The following is a 17,323-nucleotide window of genomic DNA, read 5'->3' as shown; positions in this document are numbered from 1 at the left end:
CGGGCGTGGACGCCGCTGCGGCCGCCGCGGCCGCCGATGCCGCGGCTGCCGCGGCGGCTCGTTCGCGGGCGCGCTGCTGTGCCGCCTTCTGGGCCGCGACCTGCACGCCCAGCTCGTACCGCTGCTCCGTCTCGGCGGTGGTGTCCCGCAGTTCCGCGAGCTGGGCGTAGAGCTCGTCGCTGTGCTGCTGCGTGTCGGCGACGCTCTGTGCGGCCGCGTCCGAGGCGGAGCGGGCGTCGACCGACCGTTCCTCGGCGGCGCGCGCGAGCGTCGTCCGCTCGGACTCGGCCCGCTCGGCCTGGTCGTGCAGGGCGGACGCGGTGTGCCCCGCGACCGAGGCCTCGTCGAGCACGCCCTCCCACGTCGTCGAGAGCTGGTCCATCGCGCCGAGCTGGTAGAGCAGCTGCCGGGGGTCGTCGGCGGTCGCGATCCGCGTCGTCATCGCGTTGCCGCTGCCGTCCCGGTACAGGGTGGCGGCGAGCTGGCCGGCTCGTTCCCGGGCGCGGGCCGCCGTCCGGTCGGCGCTGTCCGCCTGGGACCGGAGGCTCGTCGCCGCCTGGGTGGCGGAGGCCAGGTCCGCCGCGGCGCGGTCGGACGCCGCTGACGCCTCGAGCGCGGCCTGCGACTTCGCCGCCGCGTCGGCCTGCACGGACCGGAGAGCGGACTGCACCTTCGTGGCCTCGGCCGCCGCGGCCTGCTCGTTGCCCTTCGCCCGCTGCACGTCCTGCCAGGTCGGGTACTGCTGGGTGTCCGCCGTCGCGGGGAGGGCGGTGGACACCGGGGCGACGAGCGCGCCGACGACCACGGCCGCCGCGACGAGCACGCCCCGCGAAGGGGTGAAGCGCATGGCGGCAGGCTACCGGGGACACGCCCGTTCGCCAGGAGCAACACCCGCGAGCGACCTGAGGACTGGTAAAGTCCTCCTCGTCCGGGGACCGTTTCCCCGGGCGTCACAACACACACTGCGCAGACCGGGCACGGAGCTGGTCATCGGTGGTGGCTCGCGGGCAGCACGGTCCGTCCCGAGTGCTTCTACTGCTGACCAGACATGCGTCCCGACCCCTCGGCGCGCACGCACCATCGAGTGCCGTCGCCCAGGTCTGCCGAACACGTCAAGGAGGCACCCTTTTGGAGGGTCCCGAGATCAAGTTCGCCGAGGCCGTCATCGACAACGGCAAGTTCGGCAAGCGCGTCGTCCGGTTCGAGACCGGCCGCCTCGCACAGCAGGCCCAGGGCGCGGTCGCCGCGTACCTCGACGAGGAGACCATGCTCCTCTCGGCCACCAGCGCCGGCAAGCACCCGCGCGAGGGCTTCGACTTCTTCCCGCTGACGGTCGACGTCGAGGAGCGCTCGTACGCCGCGGGCAAGATCCCCGGCTCGTTCTTCCGCCGTGAGGGCCGTCCGAGCACCGAGGCGATCCTCGTGTGCCGTCTGATCGACCGGCCGCTGCGTCCGTCGTTCGTCGACGGCCTGCGCAACGAGGTCCAGATCGTCATCACCGTCCTGAGCATCGCGCCGGACGAGTTCTACGACGCGCTCGCGATCAACGCCGCTTCCGCGTCGACGCAGATCTCCGGTCTGCCGTTCTCCGGCCCGATCGCCGGTGTGCGCCTCGCCCTCATCGGCGACCAGTGGGTCGCGTTCCCGAAGGCCTCGCAGCTCGCCGAGGCCGTGTTCGACCTCACCGTCGCCGGCCGCGTCGTCACCGACGACCAGGGCAACGAGGACGTCGCGATCATGATGGTCGAGGCCGAGGCCACCGAGCACGCCTGGGGTCTCATCCAGGGCGGCGCCACGAAGCCCGACGAGGCGATCGTCGCGCAGGGCCTCGAGGCGGCCAAGCCGTTCCTCAAGGTCCTCGTCGAGGCGCAGGCGAAGATGGCCGCGCAGTCGGCCAAGGAGATCCAGGACTACCCGGTCTTCCCGCCGTACGCCCCCGAGGTCTACTCGGCCGTCGAGGCCATCGCCCTCGACGAGCTCAAGGACGTCTACCAGATCGCCGGCAAGCTCGAGCGTCAGGACAAGGACGACGCCCTGAAGGCCCGCGTGAAGGAGGCCGTCGCCGCCAAGGTCGAGGCCGGGGAGCTCCCCGACAGCGCCAACGGCCAGGTCAGCGCCGCCTACAAGTCGGTCACGAAGAAGGTCGTCCGCGGCCGCATCCTGACCGAGCAGGTCCGCATGGACGGTCGCGGCCTCGCCGACATCCGTCCGCTCGACGCCGAGGTCGCCGTGATCCCGCGCGTCCACGGTTCGGCGATCTTCCAGCGCGGCGAGACGCAGATCCTCGGCGTCACCACGCTGAACATGCTCAAGATGGAGCAGCAGATCGACTCGCTGTCGCCCGTCACGAAGAAGCGCTACCTGCACCACTACAACTTCCCGCCGTACTCGACGGGTGAGACCGGTCGTGTCGGTTCGCCGAAGCGTCGCGAGATCGGGCACGGCTTCCTCGCCGAGCGCGCGCTCGTGCCGGTGCTGCCGTCGCGCGAGGAGTTCCCCTACGCCATCCGTCAGGTGTCCGAGGCCCTCGGCTCCAACGGTTCGACGTCGATGGGCTCCGTCTGCGCCTCGACCCTGTCGCTCCTCAACGCCGGTGTGCCGCTGCGCGCGCCGGTCGCGGGCATCGCGATGGGCCTCGTCTCCGACACCGTCGACGGCCAGACCCGCTACGCGGCGCTGACCGACATCCTCGGTGCCGAGGACGCCCTCGGCGACATGGACTTCAAGGTCGCCGGTACCTCGGAGTTCGTCACGGCGATCCAGCTCGACACGAAGCTCGACGGCATCCCGTCGTCGGTGCTCGACGCCGCGCTGAAGCAGGCCAAGGAGGCTCGCTCCGCGATCCTCGGCGTGCTGACCGAGGCGATCGACGCCCCCGACGAGATGGCCGACACCGCCCCGCGCGTGATCTCGGTGCAGATCCCCGTCGACAAGATCGGCGAGCTGATCGGCCCGAAGGGCAAGACGATCAACGGCATCCAGGACGAGACCGGTGCCGACATCTCGATCGAGGACGACGGCACGGTCTACATCGGCGCCGTCGACGGTCCGTCGGCCGAGGCCGCCCGTGCCCAGGTCAACGCGATCGCGAACCCGACGAACCCGGAGATCGGGGACCAGTTCCTCGGCACGGTCGTCAAGATCGCGACGTTCGGTGCGTTCGTGTCGCTGCTCCCGGGCCGCGACGGTCTGCTCCACGTCTCCGAGGTCCGCAAGCTCGCCGGTGGCAAGCGTGTGGAGAACGTCGAGGACGTGCTCGGCGTCGGCCAGAAGATCCTGGTCGAGGTCACCAAGGTGGACGACCGCGGCAAGCTGTCGCTCGCGCCGGTCGTCGCCGACGAGGTGGACACCGAGGGCCGCGACGACCACGCGACCCACGCCGAGGCGCCCGCCGAGGGCTGATCCCCCGGACACCCGAACGGCCGCCGCTCCTGCTGGAGCGGCGGCCGTTCGCCGTTGCGGGCCGTGCGAGCCGCGCGGGTCAGGACGCGGGGGTCTCCTGCGTGCCCACCAGCTGCGCGCGGCCGAGCAGGTGCTCGCGGAGCACGAAGCCGACGACCGCCGGGGTGGCGTCCGCCGGGGCCTCGAGCACGGGGACGTCGAGCGCGCTGAGCGTGAAGAAGTACCGGTGCGGACCGTGGCCAGCGGGCGGTGCGGCACCGAGGAACGTGTCGGTGCCGAACTCGTTCCGGCGGCGCAGGGCCTCGGCGGGCAGCAGCGCGTCGTCCGTGCCGGCGCCCTGCGGCAGCGAGGTCGCCGAGGCCGGCAGGTCCGTGAGGCTCCAGTGCCAGAAGCCGGACCCGGTCGGGGCGTCGGGGTCGTACACGGTGAGCACGTAGCTCTGGGTGCCCTCGGGCGCACCCTCCCACTCCAGGGCGGGGGAGCGGTCCTCGCCGCCACCGCCGGCGTCGGAGCCGCGTGCCCAGTCGGGCAGGACGCCGCCGTCGGTGAAGTCGGGGCTGGACAGGGTGAAGGACGGGACCTCCGGGAGGTTCCAGTTGGGGTCGTTGGCCATGGGCCCAGCCAACACCCGGGCCCTGGTCCGCGGGTGGGACGGACGGGAGGCGCGTGGCGGCGCCGCCACGCGCCTCCCGTCCGTCAGGCGGTCAGCGTCAGGCGGTCAGGACCCGTTCGGCGACCCGGCCGAGCGCCGCCGTCGCCGCGATCGCGTCGCCGGCGTACGCGCCGGCCATCGCGCCGTCGCGCGCGAGCATGAGCTCGTCGGCGCCGTCGCCCGCGAGCGGGTGTCCGGCGCGCTGCAGCAGCGACGCGAGCTGCTCGGTGTACCAGTCGCGGTGCGCGGCGACGACATGGCGGACCGGGTCGCGCGGGTCGTGGTACTCGGCGGCGGCGTTGAGGAAGGCGCAGCCGCGGAACTCGGAGCGGCCGACCTCGTCGGAGACGGCGGCGACCCACGCGCGGACGGCGTCCGTCGGGCTGTCCGCGTCGGCCACGAGCTGCTCGAAGGCGCGCTGGACCCGCTCGTCCTGCGACCGGATGTAGGCCAGGATCAGGTTGTCCTTCGACCCGTAGTGCTTGTAGAACGTCGCCTTCGTGACGCTGGCCTCGGAGATGAGGCGGTCGACGCCGACGCCGCGGATGCCCTCCTCGTAGAAGAGCCGCGTCGCGGTCTCGAGGATGCGGACCTTCGCGCCGCCGGAACGGGGAGCCGGGGGGACGCTCGACCCGTCCGGCGACGCGAGGTTCGTGCTCGGGCCCGGGAGACGCTGGACGGCCGGTTGGGGGGAATCGACCGTCACAGCGCTGCTCCTCGGACTCATCGGCTCCGCGGGGGAGTGGGGGGACTCCCGCGCGCAGGACTGATGTCCCGAGCCATCGGGTCGGAATCTAGGGGGGCTTCCGACCCGATGGAAGAAACTGTACCACAGGGAGGACAGACAGACGAGTCTTTCTATCCTCACCTGATGTACCCCACTTCGAGGCACGTGGGTCCAGGCTGGGGAAACTGGGCAGCGGGCCGTGGCGTGTCAGTAGGCTCCTACCCGATGAACCAGCCAGTGCCGTTGCCGCTCGGGTCGCAGGACACGTCGTTCCTGACGTCCGGCGGCGCATTCGTCCGTCGAACCGTGTTGTCGTCCGGGGTTCGGGTCCTGACCGAGTCGGTCCCGGGGGCGAGCTCGACGAGCCTCGGCTTCTGGGTCGGTGTCGGCTCCCGCGACGAGCGCGAGGGGCAGTTCGGCTCGACGCACTTCCTGGAACACCTGCTCTTCAAGGGCACCGCGAGCCGGAGCGCCCTCGACATCGCGATCGCGTTCGACTCCGTCGGTGGCGAGCACAACGCCGCCACCGCGAAGGAGTACACCTGCTACTACGCACGTGTGCGGGACACCGACGTCCCGATGGCGGTGGAGGTGATCGGCGACATGGTGACCGGCTCGGTGCTCGAGGCCGACGCGTTCGACGTCGAGCGCGGGGTCATCCTCGAGGAACTCGCGATGGCCGCCGACGACCCGGCGGACGTCGCGGGCGAGGCCTTCTTCGCCGCCGCGTTCGACGGGCACCCGCTGGGCCGCCCGATCGGCGGCACCCCGGAGAGCATCCGCGCCGTCGGCCGTGACGAGGTGCTCGACCACTACCGCGAGCACTACGCGCCGAACGGCATCGTCGTGACGGCCGCCGGTGCCGTGGACCACGACCGCTTCCGCGAGCTCGTCGAGCGGGTCTTCCGGGACGCCCCGAAGGCGTCGCCGCTCGCGCGTCGGACCCCGCAGCCCGTCGCCGACCCCGCCGTCCCGCGGCTCACCGTCGCGCACCGTCCGACCGAGCAGGTCAGCATGCTCCGTGGGTCGCAGGGCCTCGATCTTCGTGACGACCGGCGACCGGTGCTCAGCGTGCTCAACGCCGTGCTCGGTGGCGGCATGAGCTCCCGGCTGTTCCAGGAGGTCCGGGAGCGCCGCGGACTGGCCTACGCCGTCTCGTCCTTCGCGCCGGCGTACCTCGACAACGGCGCGTTCGGCGTGTACGCCGGGTGCGCGCCGGACAACGTCGCCGGGGTCGTCGAGATCATCGACGCCGAGTTCGCCCGCATGGTCGACGACGGCATCACGGAGGACGAGCTCCGACGCGCGAAGGGGCAGATCGAGGGGGCGCTGACCCTCTCGCTCGAGGACTCCGACGCCCGCATGACCCGGCTCGGGCGCTCCGAGCTCGGCACGGGCGAGTTCACCGACCTCGGCACCGCGCTGCAGCGGGTCGACCGCGTGACCGCCGCCGACGTGCTCGACCTCGCGCGGGACCTGCTCACCCGTCCGACCATCACCTCGGTCGTCGGTGCGGTGGAGCGGGACCGCCTCGCGGCCGCCATCGGTGCCGAGGGGTGACGGACGTGTCCCACTACCTGTACCTCGTGCGCCACGGTGAACACCAGGACGCCGAGCACGGGCTCCGCGACGGCAAGCTGTCCGAGCGGGGCAAGCGCCAGGCGATGCTCGTCGCGGACCGGCTCGGCGGGGTGCCCTTCGACGGCGTGTACCACTCGCCGCTCGACGCCCCGAGCGAGACGGCGTCGTTCCTCGCGCAGCGGCTGCCGGCCGTCCAGCCCGAGGCGTCCACGCTGCTCTTCGACTGCATCCCCTCGGGTCCGACCCCGGACATGCCGCACGCCTACCAGGGCTGGTACGGCGGCGTGACCGAGGAGGAGATCGTCGCCGGACAGGCGCAGATGGGCGACGCGGTCGCCGAGTGGTTCACCCCCGCGCGCGAGGACCGGCACGACCTGCTCATCACCCACAACGCGGTGATCGGGTGGTTCGTGCGCGAGGCGTTCCAGGCCCCGGAGTGGCGCTGGATGGGCACGAACGTCGCGCACACCGCGCTGACGATCATCCGCATCCGCTCCGCGAAGCCGGCCGAGGTCGTCACGCTCAACGACCTGGCGCACCTGCCCGTCGAGTTGCGCACGGGCCTGCCGGTCGACCAGCCCGTCTAGCGTCCGGCGTCCGGCGTCCGGTGTCCGGGCGTGCACCGGCCTGGAGGCGCTGCTCGCCTCAGCGCACCGGCTTGCGGTACCAGGCGGTCGCGTTCGGGTTCTCGTTGAACGGCTCGACCCGCTGGTAGCCCCGGCTCCGGTACATCGCTCCCGCGGCGACCAGGGAGTCGTTCGTGTCGAGGACCACGCTCGTGGCACCGAGGTCGCGCGCCGCCTGCTCGAGCGCGTCCATGAGCGCGGTCGCGACACCCCGTCCGCGTCCGTCGGGGGTGACGTAGACGTGCTTGACCTCGAACCGGACGTCGTCGCCGTCGTCCGCGATCCGTCGGAGTCCGCCGCAGCCGACCGGGACCGCGGTGCCGTCCGCGGTGTCGACCGCGAGCGCGAAGGTGCCGTTCGGAGCGACGAACTCGGCCGCCGGGGTGCGCTTCCGCGAGTAGGAGCCCTGCGCACTCGGGAACGTCGCCTCGCGCTCGTCGAGGTAGGCGTCGAGCAGGGCGTCCACCTCGGGGGCGTCGGCGGGCACGGACCTGACCTGGAGCGACATGGGTCGATCCTAGGATGGGGGCATGGTCACTCCCGTCGCCGTCGTCGGCGCCACCGGTCGTCTCGGGGGCCTCGTGGCCTCCGTCGTGGAGTCGCTCGACGGCTTCGAGCTCGTCGCGTCGTTGTCCTCGAAGGACGCCGTGCACGAGGCACCGCCGTCGGTGTTCGGGGGAGCGGCCGTCGTGGTGGACGTGACCGTGCCGGCGCTCAGCCCGGCGATCGTCGGTCACGCGCTCGCGAGCGGCGCGAACGTGCTCGTCGGGACCTCCGGCTGGTCACTCGACCGGTTGGCATCGCTCCGTGCCGGTCTCGAGGACCGGCCCGAGCAGGGCGTCCTCGTCGTGCCGAACTTCTCCATCGGCTCGGTGCTCGCGACGCACCTGGCCACCATCGCCGCGCCGTGGTTCCCGTCCGTCGAGATCGTCGAGACGCACCACGCCGGCAAGATCGACAGCCCGTCGGGCACCGCCGTGCGCACCGCGGAGCTGATCGCCGACGCCCGGCGCGACGTGGGCCCGGTCGACGCGCCCCACGTCGACCAGCGCGCCCGTGGGCAGCAGGTCGCGAGCGTCCCGATCCACTCGCTCCGGCTGCCCGGCGTGAAGGCGGTGCAGGACGTGCTCCTGAGCGGTCCGGGCGAGACCGTCACGATCCGCCACGACACGAACGACGACGTCGCGTACGTCGCCGGCATCCGCGCCGCACTGTCCGCCGTGGTCGGTGCCCGCGGGCTCACCGTCGGGCTCGGCAGCGTCCTCGGCGTCGGCTGAGCCGTGACGACGCTCTGGCGGTCGCTCCGCTCCCCGTTCTGGGGCGCCGCGCTGATGACCCTGCTCCTCGCGCTCTACATCGTGCTCGTGGGCCAGCGCGCGGTCGCCTTCGTCCGGACCGGGCAGCCGATCGGCATCGGCATCGGCGTGGCCCTGTTCGTCGTCGCCGCGATCGGCGCGCTGCTGCTCGTGCTCGAACTGCGCTTCGGCGTGCGCATCACCCGGCTCGGCGCGCGCCTGGAACGGGAGGGCGGCACCCCGGACGACGTCGTCCCCGTCCGTCCGTCGGGCCGTCCCACCCGCGAGGCCGCCGACGAGCTCTTCCCGCGGTACCGGGACGCGGTCGAGGCCGATCCCGACGACTGGCGGGGGTGGTACCGGCTCGGGGTCGTCTACGACGCCGCCGGTGACCGGAAGCGTGCCCGGGCGGCGATGCGGACCGCGCTGGCCAGGGCGGACCGGACCCCCGGGGCCGACTAGAAGGCGGCGTCGACCGCGTCCTCGGCGCGCTCGTACCGGAACCGGTAGCCGGACTCGGTGAGCTTCCGCGGGACCATGCGCTGGCTCGAGAGCAGCATCTCGTCCGCGGCCTGGCGGAGCAGCGTCCGCAGCGCGAAGGCGGGCACGCTGAACAGGTAGGGCCGGTGCAGGTCCTCGGCGACCCGGCGCGTGATCCGGGTCGCGACGGCCGCCTCCGGTCCCGCCAGGTTGACCGGCCCCGTCACCCCGGCCGCGTCCGGACTGGTGGCGAGGTGGACGATCGCGCCCACCTCGTCGTCGAGGGCGATCCACGGCCAGAACTGGCCGCCGGTGCCGAGCTTCCCGCCGAGGCCCGCCTTCGTCAGCGGCACGAGGGGCGCCAGTGCGCCGCCGCCCTGTCCGACGACGATCCCGGTGCGGAGCAGCACCACGCGGACCCCCTCGGGTGCGGCTGTCGCGGCGGCCTCCCACCGGGTGCAGACCTCCGCGAGGAAGCCCGTGCCCGCGGTCGCGTCGTCGTCGAGGACGTCGACCGGGCGGTCGCCGTAGACGCCCGACGCCGACCCGGACAGGAAGAGCGCCGGAGGAGTCGTCGCGTGCCGCATCGCCTCGACGAGGGTCTCGGTGGCGTGCACCCGGGAGTCGAGGATCTCCCGCTTGTAGGACTCGGTCCACGGCAGCTTGCCGATGTTCGCGCCGGCGAGGTTGATCACGACGTCGGCACCGTCGAGGATCGCGGGGTCGAGCGGGCGGGTGCCGGGGGACCAGCGGAACTCGGACGCCGAGCGCGGGGCGCGGCGCACCAGGGTCGTGACGTGGTGTCCGGCGTCGCGCAGGGCACGGACGAGGGGGGTCCCGATGAAGCCGGACGCACCGGCGACGAGGATCGAGAGCGGCTGGGTCGACATGACCGCCACGGTACTCACGCCACGTAGAGTCTTCGTGTGACCGAGACCGTGCAGCCCGACCCCGCCGTCCCGACCCCGGCAGTGCCCACTCCGTACGAGGACCTGCTGCGCCGGGTGCTCGAGGAAGGGACCCCCAAGGGCGACCGCACCGGCACCGGGACCCGCAGCATCTTCGGGGCGCAGCTCCGCTACGACCTGTCGCAGGGCTTCCCGCTCGTGACCACCAAGCGCGTGCACTTCAAGTCGGTCGCGTACGAGCTGCTCTGGTTCCTCCGCGGCGACGGCAACGCCCGCTGGCTGCAGGAGCACGGCGTCCGGATCTGGAACGAGTGGGCGGACGAGGACGGCGACCTCGGCCCGGTCTACGGCGTGCAGTGGCGCTCGTGGCCGACGCCCTCGGGCGAGCACGTCGACCAGATCGCGCAGGTGATCGAGCAGATCCGGACGAACCCGGACTCGCGACGCCTCATCGTCTCGGCGTGGAACGTCGCCGACGTGCCGGACATGGCCCTCGCCCCGTGCCACGCGTTCTTCCAGTTCTACGTCGTCGATGGCAAGCTCTCGTGCCAGCTCTACCAGCGGAGCGCGGACATGTTCCTCGGCGTGCCGTTCAACATCGCCTCGTACGCGCTGCTCACGCACATGATCGCGGCCCAGACCGGGCTCGAGGTCGGCGACTTCGTGTGGACCGGCGGCGACTGCCACGTCTACGACAACCACGTCGAGCAGGTCCGCGAGCAGCTGTCCCGCACGGCGTACCCGTACCCGACGCTCGAGGTCGCCCCGCGCGACTCGATCGACGCGTACGAGTACGAGGACTTCACGGTCGTGGGCTACGAGCACCACCCGGCGATCAGGGCCGCGGTCGCCGTCTGATGACCGGGACAGGCGCTTCCGGCTGGACCGAGCCCGTCCGCGGCGTCGGTGTGGTCTGGGCGCGCACCGCGTCCGGCGTGATCGGTGCCGACGGCGGGATCCCGTGGCACGTGCCCGAGGACCTCGCCCACTTCCGGCAGGTCACCGGCGACGGTGCCGTCGTCATGGGCCGCCGCACGTGGGACTCGCTGCCGCCGCGCTTCCGTCCGCTGCCCAGACGCCGGAACGTCGTGCTCACGCGTGACGCGTCGTGGTCCGCCGAGGGTGCGGAGGTCGTGCACGACCTGGCGTCCGCGCTCGACACCGACGAGTCGGTGTGGGTGATCGGCGGGGGAGCGGTCTACACCGACGCCCTGCCCTTCGCCGACCGGGTCTCCGAGACGATCGTCGACCTCGACGTACCGGGCGACACCCGCGCGCCCGGGCTCGACGACGCGTGGGAGCTCGTCGACGAGGGCCCGTGGCAGGAGTCCCGCGTCGACGGCACCCGCTACCGCTTCCTGGAGTGGCGCCGCCGCGCGTAGCGTGCCGCGCCGCTCGCGGTGCCCGGCCCAGCCGGAGCGTCGAACCACGGAACCGACGTCGAACCAGCCGCCGACGCTGGTTCGATGTCGGGAACGTGGTTCGACCCGGTGGACCGCCGCCGGTGCCGAGCGGGACCGGCCGTGGCGGGGGCGAGCCGCGCCTCCCGACCGCGCTTCCCGACCGTCCGGGAGCCGCGCACCGTCCGACCGGACGGCAGCCGCGGCGCGCATCCCCGGTACGCTGGTGCGCGTGTCCCCGCGTGAGAATCCCTTCGGTCAGGTCCTCGTCGCCCTCGTGACGCCGTTCACGGCCGACGGCGAGGTCGACTGGCCCGGCGTCGAGCAGCACATCGACGACTGCATCACGGCCGGTGCCGACGGCATCGTCGTGACCGGGACCACGGGTGAGACGAGCACGTTGACCGACCCGGAGAAGCTCCGACTGGTCGAGGTCGGCAAGTCCGTGGCCGCCGGTCGGGCGAAGATCATCACCGGCGGCGGCTCGAACGAGACCGCGCACGCGATCCACCTCTACAAGCAGAGCGAGCGGGCGGGGGCGGACGGCGTCATGATCGTCACGCCGTACTACAACAAGCCCACCCAGGCGGGCGTGCTCACGCACTTCCGGATGATCGCGGACGCCACCGACCTGCCGGTCATCCTGTACGACATCCCGGGGCGCACCGGCATCCCGATCACCTACGAGACCCTCGTGCGGGCGTCGAAGCACCCGAACATCCTCGCGGTGAAGGACGCCAAGGGCGACTTCGCCGAGGTCTCCCGGGTGCTCAACAACACCGACCTCATGTACTTCTCGGGCGACGACACGAACGTGCTCCCGCACCTGTCGATCGGCGCGACCGGGCTGATCGGGGTGACGGCGAACATCACGTCGACGCCGTACCGCACGATCGTCGACGCCGTGAACCGCGGCGACCTCGCGACCGCCACCGCCGAGCACAAGCGCGTCGAGCCGCTCGTCCGCGCGATCATGACCCACGTGCCGGGCACCGTCGCCGCGAAGTACGTGCTGCACGGGCTCGGGCGCATCGGCAGCCCGCGGGTCCGCCTGCCGCTCGTCGGCCCCGAGGACACCGAGGCCTACGCCATCGAGACCTCCCTCGAAGCGGTCCGGGACATCCCGGGTGCAGACTTCTCGAACTTCCGCCCGGACCGCAACGCGGCGGCCGGCGGCGCACTGCCGAAGGTGCCAGGCACCACACGTTAGGAAGACCGCGGCTCGCCCGGAGCGCGTCGCACGACAGTCAGGACCGAATGCCCACCCAGATCTCCACACCGCAGCCGCTCGAACCCGGCACCCTCCGCGTGATCCCCGTCGGGGGTCTCGGCGAGATCGGTCGCAACATGACCGTGTACGAGTTCGACGGCAAGCTGCTCGTCGTCGACGCCGGCGTGCTCTTCCCCGAGGAGCACCAGCCGGGCGTCGACCTCATCCTCCCCGACTTCGGGCCGATCCGGGACCGCCTCGACGACGTCCTCGGCGTCGTGCTCACCCACGGGCACGAGGACCACATCGGCGCCGTGCCGTACCTGCTCAAGCTCAAGGGCGACATCCCCCTGATCGGCTCCACCCTGACGCTCGCACTCGTCGAGGCGAAGCTCAAGGAGCACCGGATCAAGCCCTACACGCTCGTCGTGCAGGAGGACCAGACCGAGCAGCTCGGCCCGTTCCACCTCGAGTTCGTCGCCGTGAACCACTCCATCCCGGACGCCCTCGCCGTCGCGATCACGACCCCCGCCGGTCGGGTCCTGCACACGGGCGACTTCAAGATGGACCAGCTCCCGCTCGACGACCGCATCACCGATCTCCGTGCCTTCGCGCGGCTCGGCGAGCAGGGCGTCGACCTGTTCCTGCCGGACTCGACCAACGCCGACGTGCCGGGCTTCACCGCCCCGGAGCGCGACATCGGACCGGTCCTCGAGAACATCATCACGCGCGCCCGCAAGAAGGTCGTCGTCGCGAGCTTCTCGTCGCACGTGCACCGCGTGCAGCAGGTCCTCGACGCCGCGGCCGCCGCGAACCGCAAGGTCGCCTTCATGGGCCGGTCGATGATCCGGAACATGACGATCGCCGCCGAGCTCGGCTACCTGCGGGTGCCCGAGAACGTGCTCATCGACACGAAGAAGGCGAAGAACGTCCCCGACGACCAGATCGTCTACATGTCGACCGGGTCGCAGGGCGAACCGATGGCCGTCCTCGCGCGCATGGCGAACCTCGAGCACCAGATCGAGATCGGCGAGGGCGACACCGTCATCCTGGCGTCGAGCCTCATCCCGGGCAACGAGAACGCCGTCTACCGCGTGATCGACGGGCTGACGAAGCTCGGCGCGAAGGTGGTGCACAAGGGCAACGCGAAGGTCCACGTCTCCGGACACGCCTCGGCCGGCGAGCTGCTGTACTGCTACAACATCCTGCGGCCGAAGAACGTGCTGCCCGTGCACGGCGAGCACCGCCACCTGTACGCCAACGCGGACCTCGCGATCCAGACGGGCGTGCCGCCGCGGAACGTCATCCTCGGGCAGGACGGCATCGTCGTCGACCTGAAGGACGGCGAGGTCACGGTGGCGGGTCAGCTCGACATCGGGTACGTGTACGTGGACGGCTCGACCGTCGGCGAGATCACCGACGCCGACCTCAAGGACCGTCGCGTCCTGGCGGAGGAGGGGTTCATCTCCGTCTTCTGCGCCGTGGACTTCACCACCGGCCAGTGCGTCGTCGGACCGGAGATCCAGTCGCGTGGCTTCGCCGAGGACGACTCGGTCTTCGACGACGTCCGTCCGCAGATCGCCAAGGCGATCGCGGAGGCGGCCGCCAACGGAACCCGCGACGCGCACGCGTTCAGCCAGGTGGTCCGTCGGACCGTCGGCCGCTGGGTGAACACGAAGCACCGGCGTCGGCCGATGATCGTGCCGGTCGTCATCGAGGCGTAGGCACCGCGCAGCAGCCGGCCGGGAGGCACGGCGAGTGTTCCCCGCGGACGCTCGCCGTGCCTCCCGGCCGTTCCGCTGTCCGTGGCCGCGCCGGTGGTCGCGCCCGGCCGGTCGGACCGGTCGGCGCGCGAGTGGGCAGGACGTGCCGCTCACTTCCGCCGAGCGGGCGCTTCCGGTCGGTGCAGAGCACCGAGCCTGACGGATGCGGCCCGGTCGCCGAGACCGCGCGGCGGCCCACCCGCGGGACGGCCGCGATCTCCCGCAGGTGGCGGGGCGTCCACGGAATGTCCCGGACGGGGATTAGGGTCTGTCCCATGGCCGGAGGCACCAAGTCGACCACGCGCGCACGCGCGTCCACGTCGTCCCGCGGGAGCGGGGCGCGCGGCTCGTCGCGCACGCAGGCCACGACGAAGAAGCTGCCGCAGGCCGCACCCACCCCGGTGTTCCACGAGCAGAACCCGCTCGTGACCACCTGGCTCGCGATGGCGCACGGCGTCGGCGCGCTGTTCCGGCTGCTCGGCAAGGAGACCCTGGCACCCGAGGAACGGCGCGACGGCTTCCCGTTCCTGCTCTTCGTGCTCGCCATCGCCGGGGCCGTGGTCGAGTGGCTCAACCCGACGAACCCCGTGTCGATCGGCCTCGACGCGTACACGTTCGGCGGGCTGTTCGGCCGCCTGGCGTTCGCACTGCCCGTCATCATGGTCGTCTTCGCGGGCTGGCTCTTCCGGCACCCCGCGTCCGTGCACGACAACACCCGCATCGGGATCGGGCTCGGCCTCATGCTCGTCTCGATCGCCTCGCTCTGCCACGTGTTCGGCGGGCAGCCGAGCGCCGCGGACGGCATGGTCGCCCTCGCCGCCGCGGGTGGCGTGCTCGGGTGGGTCGTCATCAGCTGGCTCGTCGCCGTCGCGACCGTGTGGGTCGCGGTGCCGGTCGCCGTGCTGCTCCTCGTGCTCTCGCTGTTCATCATCACGAAGACGCCGCCGAACAAGACCGGTCGGCGACTCCACGAGCTCTACGCGTACCTGTTCGGTGCGCCCGCGCCGGTCGACGCGGCCGAGGTCGACGCCGAGGACGCCCCGGCGCCGCCGGCCCCGCGTGCCCGGACGTCGAAGCGCCGGACGAAGGACCAGACCGACTTCCCGCTGTTCGAGGACCTCGGGTTCGAGGACGAGCGGGCCGCCGCCGACGGCGACGAGGCCGAGAACACGATCCCCTGGTGGCGTCGGAACAAGTCCGGGCGCGAGGAGGACCCGGCGTACGACAGCCCCGTCCTGCCCGCGGCGGGTGCGCCGGCCGCTCCGGCTGCCGGTGCGAGCGCGGGTGCTGCCGCGGCGTCCCCGAACGCGGGCGCGGCGGCCGGGCTCGTCGACCACACCCCGGCCGAGCCCGCCTCGGTGAACCTCAACGACTCCGCCGAGCAGCACACCGTGCACGGGGCGGCGGAGGTCGAGCAGGACCTCGCCGTCGCCGAGCAGGCCCTCCGCGACTTCGGCACGCCCGTCCCCGAGCAGCCCGCCGCGGTCGCAGGCCCCGAGGCCACCATCGTCCCGAGCAGCGCCGGGCCCGTGGTCTCGCCGACCGCGCCGGAACCCGCGTCCGAGGGGCTGCCGTCGGCCGACGCCGCTGACGAGGACCCGGCGGCGCCGTACCGCCTGCCCGCGGCCACGACGCTCAGCGCCGGGACGCCCTCGGTGGCTCGGAGCCAGGCCAACGACGACATCGTCGCCGCGATCACCGGCGTGCTCACCGAGTTCAAGGTCGACGCGAAGGTCACCGGCTTCTCGCGAGGGCCGACGGTGACCCGGTACGAGATCGAGCTCGGCCCGGGCGTCAAGGTCGAGCGCGTCACGGCCCTGTCGAAGAACCTCTCCTACGCCGTCGCCTCGAACGAGGTCCGGATCCTGTCGCCGATCCCGGGCAAGAGCGCGATCGGCGTCGAGATCCCGAACACGGACCGCGAGATCGTCTCCCTCGGCGACGTGCTCCGGTCCGGCGCCGCGACGAAGTCGAAGCACCCGATGACCATCGGCGTCGGGAAGGACGTCGAGGGCGGGTTCGTCGTCGCGAACCTCGCGAAGATGCCGCACCTGCTCGTGGCCGGTTCGACCGGTTCCGGCAAGTCGGTCTTCATCAACTCGATGATCACCTCGTTGCTCATGCGCGCGAAGCCGTCCGAGGTCCGCATGGTCCTCGTCGACCCGAAGCGCGTCGAGCTCTCGATCTACGCGGGTGTGCCGCACCTCATCACCCCCATCATCACGAACCCGAAGAAGGCGGCCGAGGCGCTGCAGTGGGTCGTGAAGGAGATGGACATGCGGTACGACGACCTCGCGTCGTTCGGCTTCCGGCACGTCGACGACTTCAACAAGGCCGTCCGGAACGACGAGATCGTGCTGCCCGCGGGCAGCGAGCGGAAGCTCAAGCCGTACCCGTACCTGCTCGTCGTCGTCGACGAGCTCGCGGACCTCATGCTCGTCGCGCCGCGCGACGTCGAGGAGTCGATCGTCCGCATCACCCAGCTCGCGCGTGCCGCCGGCATCCACCTCGTGCTCGCCACGCAGCGCCCGTCGGTCGACGTCATCACCGGCCTCATCAAGGCCAACGTGCCGTCGCGCGTGGCCTTCGCGGTCACGAGCGTCACGGACTCCCGGGTCATCCTCGACCAGCCGGGTGCCGACAAGCTCATCGGGCAGGGCGACGGGCTCTTCCTGCCCATGGGGTCGTCGAAGGCCGTGCGCGTGCAGGGCGCCTGGGTGCAGGAGAGCGAGGTCGCCGAGGTCGTCGCGCACGTCACCCGGCAGGCCCGACCCGAGTACCGCCAGGACGTCCAGGCCGTGGTCGAGCGCAAGGAGATCGACGCGGACATCGGCGACGACCTCGAGCTCCTGCTCGCGGCGGTCGAGCAGGTCGTCTCGACGCAGTTCGGCTCCACCTCGATGCTGCAGCGCAAGCTCCGCGTCGGGTTCGCGAAGGCCGGACGCCTCATGGACCTCATGGAGTCCCGCGACATCGTCGGCCCGTCCGAGGGCTCGAAGGCCCGCGACGTGCTCGTCACGCCCGACCAGCTGCCGGGCGTGCTCGCGAAGCTCCGCGGCGAGGAGCCGCCGGCCGCGGCGTCCGCGCCGGTCGGGTCGGGAGGCCCGGCACCGGCCGACGGGTCGGGTGCGGCTGCGAGCGTGGTGGCCTCCGGCACAGCCGGCGCCGACGACGACCGGTACGGCTCGGACCCGGTGGCGGACATGACGCGCGGGTACCCTGAGGTCGAGGACGAGGGTCCGGACGAGGACGCATGGGGCCTGACGGGCAGGGAGTGAG

14 protein-coding genes and 1 pseudogene are annotated in these 17,323 nt (G+C 72.2%); 10 read left to right on the top strand and 5 right to left on the bottom strand.

Annotated features, from left to right (window positions below; genetic code table 11):
* Positions 1-847: pseudogene (locus Cus16_RS15450) on the bottom strand (hypothetical protein); the annotation flags it as partial.
* A 281-nt stretch (positions 848-1,128) separates the two neighbouring features.
* Here Cus16_RS15450 and Cus16_RS15445 point away from each other — a divergent pair.
* Positions 1,129-3,402 (top strand): polyribonucleotide nucleotidyltransferase, encoded by a 2,274-nt coding sequence (locus Cus16_RS15445; RefSeq protein ID WP_069713554.1) that lies wholly within the window; start codon positions 1,129-1,131, stop codon positions 3,400-3,402.
* A 79-nt stretch (positions 3,403-3,481) separates the two neighbouring features.
* Here the strand turns inward: Cus16_RS15445 and Cus16_RS15440 are convergent, their stop codons facing one another.
* The gene (locus Cus16_RS15440) at positions 3,482-4,015 is read right to left on the bottom strand and encodes a YbhB/YbcL family Raf kinase inhibitor-like protein (protein WP_069713553.1); all 534 of its coding nucleotides are present in this window, start codon (positions 4,013-4,015) and stop codon (positions 3,482-3,484) included.
* Between the two features lie 97 nt (positions 4,016-4,112).
* The gene (locus Cus16_RS15435; RefSeq protein WP_069713552.1) at positions 4,113-4,760 is read right to left on the bottom strand and encodes a TetR/AcrR family transcriptional regulator; all 648 of its coding nucleotides are present in this window, start codon (positions 4,758-4,760) and stop codon (positions 4,113-4,115) included.
* A 246-nt stretch (positions 4,761-5,006) separates the two neighbouring features.
* Here Cus16_RS15435 and Cus16_RS15430 point away from each other — a divergent pair, with 246 nt between their 5' ends.
* Both Cus16_RS15430 and Cus16_RS15425 read left to right on the top strand, forming a co-directional pair.
* Positions 5,007-6,341 carry a M16 family metallopeptidase gene (locus Cus16_RS15430; protein ID WP_069713551.1) on the top strand — a complete coding sequence of 445 codons (1,335 nt, stop codon included), beginning with the start codon at positions 5,007-5,009 and terminating at the stop codon, positions 6,339-6,341.
* A gap of 5 nt (positions 6,342-6,346) precedes the next feature.
* Positions 6,347-6,949, top strand: a complete 603-nt coding sequence (locus tag Cus16_RS15425; protein WP_069713561.1) for a histidine phosphatase family protein — start codon at positions 6,347-6,349, stop codon at positions 6,947-6,949.
* 58 nt (positions 6,950-7,007) lie between these two features.
* On the opposite strand, the gene Cus16_RS15420 is transcribed toward Cus16_RS15425, so the two are convergent.
* A complete protein-coding gene (locus Cus16_RS15420) occupies positions 7,008-7,496 on the bottom strand; it encodes a GNAT family N-acetyltransferase (RefSeq protein ID WP_069713550.1) in 489 nt (162 codons plus the stop codon).
* A gap of 22 nt (positions 7,497-7,518) precedes the next feature.
* Between Cus16_RS15420 and Cus16_RS15415 the strand changes: the two genes are divergently transcribed.
* Together Cus16_RS15415 and Cus16_RS15410 are read left to right on the top strand one after the other, a co-directional pair.
* Complete coding sequence (locus Cus16_RS15415; protein ID WP_069713549.1) at positions 7,519-8,265, top strand: 4-hydroxy-tetrahydrodipicolinate reductase; 747 nt, start codon at positions 7,519-7,521, stop codon at positions 8,263-8,265.
* Positions 8,266-8,319: 54 nt separating this feature from the next.
* Complete coding sequence (locus tag Cus16_RS15410) at positions 8,320-8,745, top strand: tetratricopeptide repeat protein (RefSeq protein WP_069713560.1); 426 nt, start codon at positions 8,320-8,322, stop codon at positions 8,743-8,745.
* Here Cus16_RS15410 and Cus16_RS15405 read toward each other — a convergent pair.
* The gene (locus tag Cus16_RS15405; RefSeq protein WP_069713548.1) at positions 8,742-9,653 is read right to left on the bottom strand and encodes a TIGR01777 family oxidoreductase; all 912 of its coding nucleotides are present in this window, start codon (positions 9,651-9,653) and stop codon (positions 8,742-8,744) included. The two genes, Cus16_RS15410 and Cus16_RS15405, sit on opposite strands and share 4 nt — an antisense overlap.
* A 36-nt stretch (positions 9,654-9,689) precedes the next feature.
* On the opposite strand from Cus16_RS15405, the gene Cus16_RS15400 reads away from it, so the two are divergent.
* The 5 genes from Cus16_RS15400 to Cus16_RS15380 all read left to right on the top strand — a co-directional run bounded on the left by Cus16_RS15400 (position 9,690) and on the right by Cus16_RS15380 (position 17,322).
* Complete coding sequence (locus Cus16_RS15400; protein ID WP_317614867.1) at positions 9,690-10,529, top strand: thymidylate synthase; 840 nt, start codon at positions 9,690-9,692, stop codon at positions 10,527-10,529.
* The gene (locus Cus16_RS15395) at positions 10,529-11,053 is read left to right on the top strand and encodes a dihydrofolate reductase (RefSeq protein ID WP_069713547.1); all 525 of its coding nucleotides are present in this window, start codon (positions 10,529-10,531) and stop codon (positions 11,051-11,053) included. The genes Cus16_RS15400 and Cus16_RS15395 overlap by 1 nt, the downstream gene beginning before the upstream one ends.
* A gap of 250 nt (positions 11,054-11,303) precedes the next feature.
* On the top strand, positions 11,304-12,281 hold the full coding sequence (dapA, locus tag Cus16_RS15390; protein ID WP_069713558.1) for a 4-hydroxy-tetrahydrodipicolinate synthase: 978 nt from the start codon (positions 11,304-11,306) through the stop codon (positions 12,279-12,281).
* Positions 12,282-12,328: 47 nt separating this feature from the next.
* Entirely contained in the window at positions 12,329-14,005 is a 1,677-nt protein-coding gene (locus tag Cus16_RS15385) for a ribonuclease J (protein WP_069713546.1), read from the top strand.
* Positions 14,006-14,319: 314 nt separating this feature from the next.
* Complete coding sequence (locus Cus16_RS15380; RefSeq protein WP_069713545.1) at positions 14,320-17,322, top strand: FtsK/SpoIIIE family DNA translocase; 3,003 nt, start codon at positions 14,320-14,322, stop codon at positions 17,320-17,322.
* Position 17,323 lies beyond the last annotated feature (1 nt).

Origin of the sequence: Curtobacterium sp. ER1/6, assembly GCF_001742745.1 — a bacterium.
Taxonomy (GTDB): Bacteria; Actinomycetota; Actinomycetes; order Actinomycetales; family Microbacteriaceae; genus Curtobacterium; species Curtobacterium citri.
The sequence above is the reverse complement of the archived record's forward strand: the minus strand, read 5'-3'. Positions and strand labels throughout refer to the sequence as shown.